Raw genomic sequence first — 6100 nt, forward strand, 5'->3', positions numbered from 1 at the left:
CTTTCCAGCCTGCCCGGCAGTACGGAGTTTGCCCCGTCTTCGCAGCGGTCGCTAGAATGGTCTGATGCATGAAGACCTCTCTTTTCTCCTGAATAACCTCAACGATGCCCAGCGCCAGGCCGTGACCGCGCCCCTCGGTCGCCAGCTGGTGCTGGCCGGCGCCGGTTCGGGCAAGACCCGCGTGCTGGTGCATCGCATCGCCTGGCTGATCGAAGTGGAGAACGCCTCGCCGCATTCGATCCTCGCGGTGACCTTCACCAACAAGGCCGCCGCCGAGATGCGCGGGCGCATCGAGCAGCTGCTCGGCCTCAACCCGATGGGCATGTGGGTCGGCACCTTCCACGGTCTGGCCCACCGCCTGCTGCGCGCCCACTGGCAGGAGGCGGGCCTCAGCGAGAACTTCCAGATCCTCGACTCCGACGATCAGCAGCGCCTGGTCAAGCGGGTGATCCGCGAGCTGGGCCTCGACGAGCAGCGCTGGCCGGCGCGCCAGTCCCAGTGGTTCATCAACGCGCAGAAGGACGAGGGCCTGCGGCCGCAGCACATCCAGGCCGGCGGCGACCTGTTCCTCTCCACCCAGCTGAAGATCTACGGCGCCTACGAGGCCGCCTGTGCCCGTGCCGGGGTGATCGACTTCTCCGAACTGCTGTTGCGCGCCCTCGATCTGTGGCGCGACCGGCCGGGCCTGCTCGAGCACTACCAGCGGCGCTTCCGCCACCTGCTGGTGGACGAGTTCCAGGACACCAACGCCGTGCAGTACGCCTGGCTGCGCCTGCTCGCCCAGGGCGGCGCCAGCCTGATGGTGGTGGGCGACGACGACCAGTCGATCTACGGCTGGCGTGGGGCGAAGATCGAGAACATCCGCCAGTTCTGCGACGACTTCCCGGACGCCGAAACCATCCGCCTGGAGCAGAATTACCGCTCCACCGCCAGCATCCTCAAGGCCGCCAACGCCCTGATCGCCAACAACCAGGGCCGCCTGGGCAAGGAGCTGTGGACCGAGGGCGGCGACGGCGAGCCGATCGGCCTGTACGCCGCCTTCAACGAGCACGACGAGGCGCGCTACGTGGTGGAGGGCATCGAGCGGGCGCTGAAGGAGGGCCTCGCGCACAGCGAGATCGCCATCCTCTACCGCTCCAACGCCCAGTCGCGGGTGCTGGAGGAGGCCCTGCTGCGGGAGAAGATTCCCTACCGCATCTACGGCGGCCAGCGCTTCTTCGAGCGCGCCGAGATCAAGAACGCCATGGCCTACCTGCGGCTGATCCACCAGCGCCACAACGACGCGGCGCTGGAGCGGGTGATCAACCTGCCGGCGCGCGGCATCGGTGAGAAGACCGTCGAGAGCCTGCGCGAGCTGGCGCGTCGCGAGGACCTTTCGCTGTGGGCCGCGCTGCACCAGGCGGTGGGTACCAAGGTGGTCTCCGGCCGGGCCGCCAGCGCGCTGAACGCCTTCGTCGAACTGATCGACACCCTGGCGCTGAAGGTCGAGGAGATGTCGCTGCCGCAGATGACCCAGGTGGTGATCGAGCTGTCCGGGCTGCTCGCCTACCACCGCGAGGAGAAGGGCGAGAAGGCCCAGTCCCGGGTGGAGAACCTGGAGGAGCTGGTTAGCGCCGCCCGTGCCTTCGAGAACTACGAGGACGAGGAGGCTCGGTCGCCGCTGGCCGCCTTCCTCGACCACGCCTCCCTGGAGGCCGGCGAGCAGCAGGCCGGCGACTTCGAGGACGGCGTGCAGCTGATGACCCTGCACAGCGCCAAGGGCCTGGAGTTCCCGCTGGTGTTCCTGGTCGGCATGGAGGAGGGCCTGTTCCCGCACAAGATGAGCCTGGAAGAGCCCGGTCGCCTGGAGGAGGAGCGCCGTCTGGCCTACGTCGGCATCACCCGCGCCATGCGCCGTCTGGTGGTGACCTACGCCGAGACCCGCCGGCTCTACGGCAGCGAGACCTACAACAAGGTCTCGCGTTTCGTCCGCGAGATCCCGCCGGCGCTGATCCAGGAAGTGCGCCTGTCGGGCAGCGTCAGTCGGCCCTTCGGCGCCGCTCCGCGCGCCGGCGGCCCGAGCTTCGCCGGCGTCGGCGTGCCGGAGACCCCGTTCAGCCTCGGCCAGCGCGTGCGCCATGCGCTGTTCGGCGAGGGCACCATCCTCAACTTCGAGGGCGCCGGCGCTCACGCCCGGGTGCAGGTGAACTTCGAGAGCGAAGGCAGCAAGTGGCTGATGCTCAGCTACGCCAAGCTGGAGTCGTTGTAGCCGAAAAGCGTCGGGCGGCGCCGCTGGTCGAGGTCGCGGCGCGCCCGCCGGTCGTCGGCCATACTCAAGGCGGAGGTGAATCCGATGCCGAATACCCTGAGTGCCGCCCGCATACTGGATACCGCCCTGATTCTCGCCGAACGCCGTGGCTGGGAGTGCTTGCGCCTGGGCGACGTGGCGACCGAACTGGGCGTCGCCCTGGACGACATCGCCCGTCACTACCGGGATAAGGACGCCCTGGTCGAGGCCTGGTTCGACCGCGCCGACGCCGCCCTGCTGGCCCGCTCCAGGGGAGCCGACCTGCCGGCCCTGGAGCTGCTGGGGCGCCTGGAGGAGCTGCTGGTCGCCTGGCTGAAGGCTCTCGAGCCGCACCGCGAGGTGACCGAGCAGATGCTCTGCTACAAGCTCGAACCCGGGCACCTGCACCTGCAGCTGGGCGGTCTGCAGCGGATCAGTCGCACCGTACAATGGTGGCGCGAGGCCGCCGGCTGCGAGAGCAGCCATTGCTGGCGGGTCGGCGAGGAGTGCGCCCTGACCCTGGTCTATCTGCGTGCCTTCGCCCACTGGCTGCGCCATCCCGAGGAGAGCGAGATCCAGTTCCGTGCCTTCCTGCGTCGGCGGCTGCGCTGCTGGCTGCCGGTCTGGCTGCGACGGCCGCAGGCGTGTCCGGCCGTCCGTTAGGTGGAAAAGGGCAAAAGCCCGAAACACTTTTTATACTGGCAATGCATGGTCACGCTGGGCAAGATGACGCGCGTAAACCAATCAACGGGAACCTTACATGCAGCGTTTTCTCAGCCTCGCCCTGGCTTTCTGCGTCGCCCTGACGCTGAGCCTTGACGTCAACGCCGCCAAGCGTTTTGGCGGTGGGAAGTCGTTCGGCAGCGCGCCGACCCATCAGACCACCCAGACCCGCCAGGCCCCGCAGCAGCAGCCGAATTCCGTCGGTGCCGCACCTGCCCCTGCACCCGGCGCCTCGACCACGACCCGCCCGGCCACGCAGCCGCAGGCCAATCCCGCCGCCGCTCCGGTCCGTCCGGCCAGCGGTGCTTCGCGCTGGCTCGGCCCGTTGGCCGGCATCGCCGCCGGCGGCCTGCTGGCCTCGATGTTCATGGGCGACGGCTTCCAGGGCTTCCAGCTCCTCGACTTCCTGATCATCGCCCTGATCGCCTTCCTGGTGTTCCGCTTCGTCGTCGCCCGCCGGCACAAGCAGCAACCGGCCATGGCCGGCCATGCGCCGATGCCCCAGGGCCGCGCCATGCCCGGTGCGCCCCTGCAGCGCCAGGCGCCTGCCGCGCCGAATGCCGTCGGCGGTTCGCGGGCGACGGCCCGCCCGGTGCTCAACGCGCCGGCTTGGTTCAACGAGCAGCGTTTCCTGGCGGCAGCCCAGGAGCACTTCATGGCCCTGCAGCAGCACTGGGACGCCAACGAGATGGACAAGATCGCCGAGTTCGTCACCCCGCAGATGCTCTCCTTCCTGAAGCAGGAGCGCGACGGCCTGGGTGACGGCTACCAGTCCACCTACATCGACGATCTGCACGTGCAGCTGGATGGCATCGACGATCTGGCCGACAAGACCGTGGCCACCCTGACCTTCAGCGGCGTGTCCAAGTCCTCCCGCTTCGACCAGGGCGAGCCCTTCAGCGAAAGCTGGCGCATGGAGCGCCGGCAGGGCCAGAACCAGCCCTGGCTGCTCGCCGGCATCCGCCAGAACGGCTGATCCGCGCGATACCGACGAAACCCGGGCCTGTGCCCGGGTTTCGTTTTTTCCGGGTGCCCGTACAGCTTTGGTTAAGGTTGCCCCGCTAGAGTGAGTCCCATCGAAAGCACTCATTCTTCGGAGAAGCAGACATGAAAAAACTGACCGCCCTGTTCGCCACCTCACTGCTCGCCGCCACCGCCGGCCTGGCCCAGGCTCGCGACCTCGGCCCGGACGAGATCGTCAAGCTGCGTGACGCCGGCACCATCCTGCCGTTCGACCAGCTCAACGCCGCGGCCCTGTCCAAGCACCCCGGCGCGACCTTCAAGGACAAGGAGCTGGAGCAGGAGTACGGCCGCTATGTCTACCAGGTGGAGCTGCGCGACGCCCAGGGCACGGAGTGGGACGTGGAGGTCGACGCCACCAACGGCAAGATCCTCCGCGATCAGCAGGACTGATTGCCGGCCGGCGCGCTGCGCAAGTCCTTGCCGGCGGGCCCGCTCGGTAACGGCCTCCGGCCCGCATCGCCCGGGCTCCGGGAGGAGCTGCGCAAGATGCGCCCGGCCATGGGCAACAAGCTGCGCAGCCGTTGGTGACCCACTTCACACGGGCTCCGGCCCTTGTTCCTCAACCTGTTGATCGGCAAGGGAAATCCGGAAGCGGCACGACTCTTGTCCTGGTCATGGCTCCCGGACCCATCCGGTCCATGACCCAGGCAAGGAGAGCTCTCATGCCAACACCCGCGTACCTGTCCCTCGAAGGCACCAAGCAGGGCCTGATCACCGCCGGCACCTTCACCGAGGATTCGGTCGGCAACATCTTCCAGGAAGGACACGAAGACCAGATCCTGGTCCAGGCCTTCAACCACCAGGTCATCATCCCGCGCGACCCGCAGTCCGGCCAGCCGACCGGGCAGCGCGTGCACAAGCCGCTGATGATCACCAAGGTGTTCGACAAGTCCTCGCCGTTGATCTTCAACGCCCTGACCTCCGGCGAGCGCCTTTCCAAGTGCCGTCTGGAGTGGTATCGCACCTCGGCCACCGGCACCCAGGAGCACTACTTCACCATCGAGCTGGAGGACGCGGTGATCGTCGACGTGCAGTCGCGCATGCCGAACTGCCAGGACCCGAACATGGCGCACTTCACCCACCTGGAGGACGTTTACTTCACCTACCGCAAGATCGTCTGGACCCACGAAGTCTCCGGCACCTCAGGCTCGGACGACTGGCGTTCGCCGATCGCCGCCTGAGTCGGTCCGTCGGCCGGGTTTCCCCGGCCGGCATTCTCTTCCTGCACGAGGACCGCGGATGTTCCAGCCGGCCAACCAGCCCCGTTTCCGCCTGACCATCGAAGGCCAGCCGTCCGAGCTGCAGGTGCTCGGCTTCAGCGGCCGCGAGGCGATCAGCCAGCCGTATCGCTTCGACCTGGAGCTGGTCGGCGAACGGCCCGATCTGGCCCTGGAGCGCCTGCTGCACCGGCCGGCCTTTCTCGCCTTCGACCGTACCGGCCACGGCGTGCACGGGCTGATCCAGCGGGTCGCCCAGGGCGAATCCGGCCGGCGGCTGACCCGCTACCGGGTCGCGCTGGTGCCGCGGCTGGCCTACCTGGCCCAGCGGGTCAACCAGCGCATCTTCCAGCAGCTGTCCGTGCCGCAGATCGTCGCCCGGGTGCTCGAGGAGCACGGTATCCTCGAGGACGCCTGCCGCTTCCCGCTCGGCAGCGACTACCCGCCGCGCGAGTACTGCGTGCAGTACGACGAGAGCGACCTGCACTTCGTCCAGCGGCTGTGCGAGGAGGAAGGGATCCACTACCACTTCCGCCACGCGCCCGACGGGCATGTGCTGGTGTTCGGCGACGACCAGACGGCGTTTCCCCGCCTGGCGCCGACCGCCTACCGGCAGGGCAGCGGCCTGGTGGCGGATACGCCGGTGATCGAGCGCTTCGGCCTGCGCCTGGAAACCCGCCCCGGGCGGGTGACCCGGCGCGACTACGACTTCGAAAAGCCGCGCCTGCGCCTGGAGGCGGCCTGCCAACGGTCGCCGGAGCGGGAGCCGGCGCCGGATCTGGAAGACTACGACTACCCCGGCCGCTTCACCGACCGCGAGCGGGGCAAGGCGCTGGCCCGCCGGGCCCTGGAGCGCCATCGTCACGACTAC

Annotated in this window: 6 protein-coding genes; all 6 read left to right on the plus strand. The window is 68.4% G+C overall.

The window, feature by feature from the left end:
* The first annotated feature begins 64 nt into the window (after positions 1–64).
* The gene (uvrD, locus tag ACFOJE_RS11125) at positions 65–2248 is read left to right on the plus strand and encodes a DNA helicase II (RefSeq protein ID WP_377814413.1); all 2184 of its coding nucleotides are present in this window, start codon (positions 65–67) and stop codon (positions 2246–2248) included.
* Positions 2249–2332: 84 nt separating this feature from the next.
* Complete coding sequence (locus tag ACFOJE_RS11130) at positions 2333–2929, plus strand: TetR family transcriptional regulator (RefSeq protein WP_377814414.1); 597 nt, start codon at positions 2333–2335, stop codon at positions 2927–2929.
* A gap of 97 nt (positions 2930–3026) precedes the next feature.
* Positions 3027–3965: a Tim44 domain-containing protein gene (locus ACFOJE_RS11135; protein WP_377814415.1), complete on the plus strand. Its 939-nt coding sequence runs from the start codon at positions 3027–3029 to the stop codon at positions 3963–3965.
* A gap of 131 nt (positions 3966–4096) precedes the next feature.
* The gene (locus ACFOJE_RS11140) at positions 4097–4402 is read left to right on the plus strand and encodes a PepSY domain-containing protein (RefSeq protein WP_377814416.1); all 306 of its coding nucleotides are present in this window, start codon (positions 4097–4099) and stop codon (positions 4400–4402) included.
* A gap of 272 nt (positions 4403–4674) precedes the next feature.
* Positions 4675–5193 (plus strand): Hcp family type VI secretion system effector, encoded by a 519-nt coding sequence (locus tag ACFOJE_RS11145; RefSeq protein WP_377814417.1) that lies wholly within the window; start codon positions 4675–4677, stop codon positions 5191–5193.
* 58 nt (positions 5194–5251) lie between these two features.
* Positions 5252–6100: type VI secretion system tip protein TssI/VgrG (gene tssI, locus ACFOJE_RS11150; protein WP_377814418.1), on the plus strand; the 849-nt coding region annotated here is incomplete at its 3' end.

The organism is Azotobacter bryophylli (assembly GCF_042643485.1).
GTDB classification, from domain to species: Bacteria; Pseudomonadota; Gammaproteobacteria; order Pseudomonadales; family Pseudomonadaceae; genus Azotobacter; species Azotobacter bryophylli.

Coding starts and splice junctions, on each gene's coding strand:
- uvrD (WP_377814413.1), top strand. CDS start 65: ATGCATGAAGACCTCTCTTTTCTCCTGAATAACCTCAACGATGCCCAG.
- ACFOJE_RS11130 (WP_377814414.1), top strand. CDS start 2,333: ATGCCGAATACCCTGAGTGCCGCCCGCATACTGGATACCGCCCTGATT.
- ACFOJE_RS11145 (WP_377814417.1), top strand. CDS start 4,675: ATGCCAACACCCGCGTACCTGTCCCTCGAAGGCACCAAGCAGGGCCTG.
- ACFOJE_RS11140 (WP_377814416.1), top strand. CDS start 4,097: ATGAAAAAACTGACCGCCCTGTTCGCCACCTCACTGCTCGCCGCCACC.
- ACFOJE_RS11135 (WP_377814415.1), top strand. CDS start 3,027: ATGCAGCGTTTTCTCAGCCTCGCCCTGGCTTTCTGCGTCGCCCTGACG.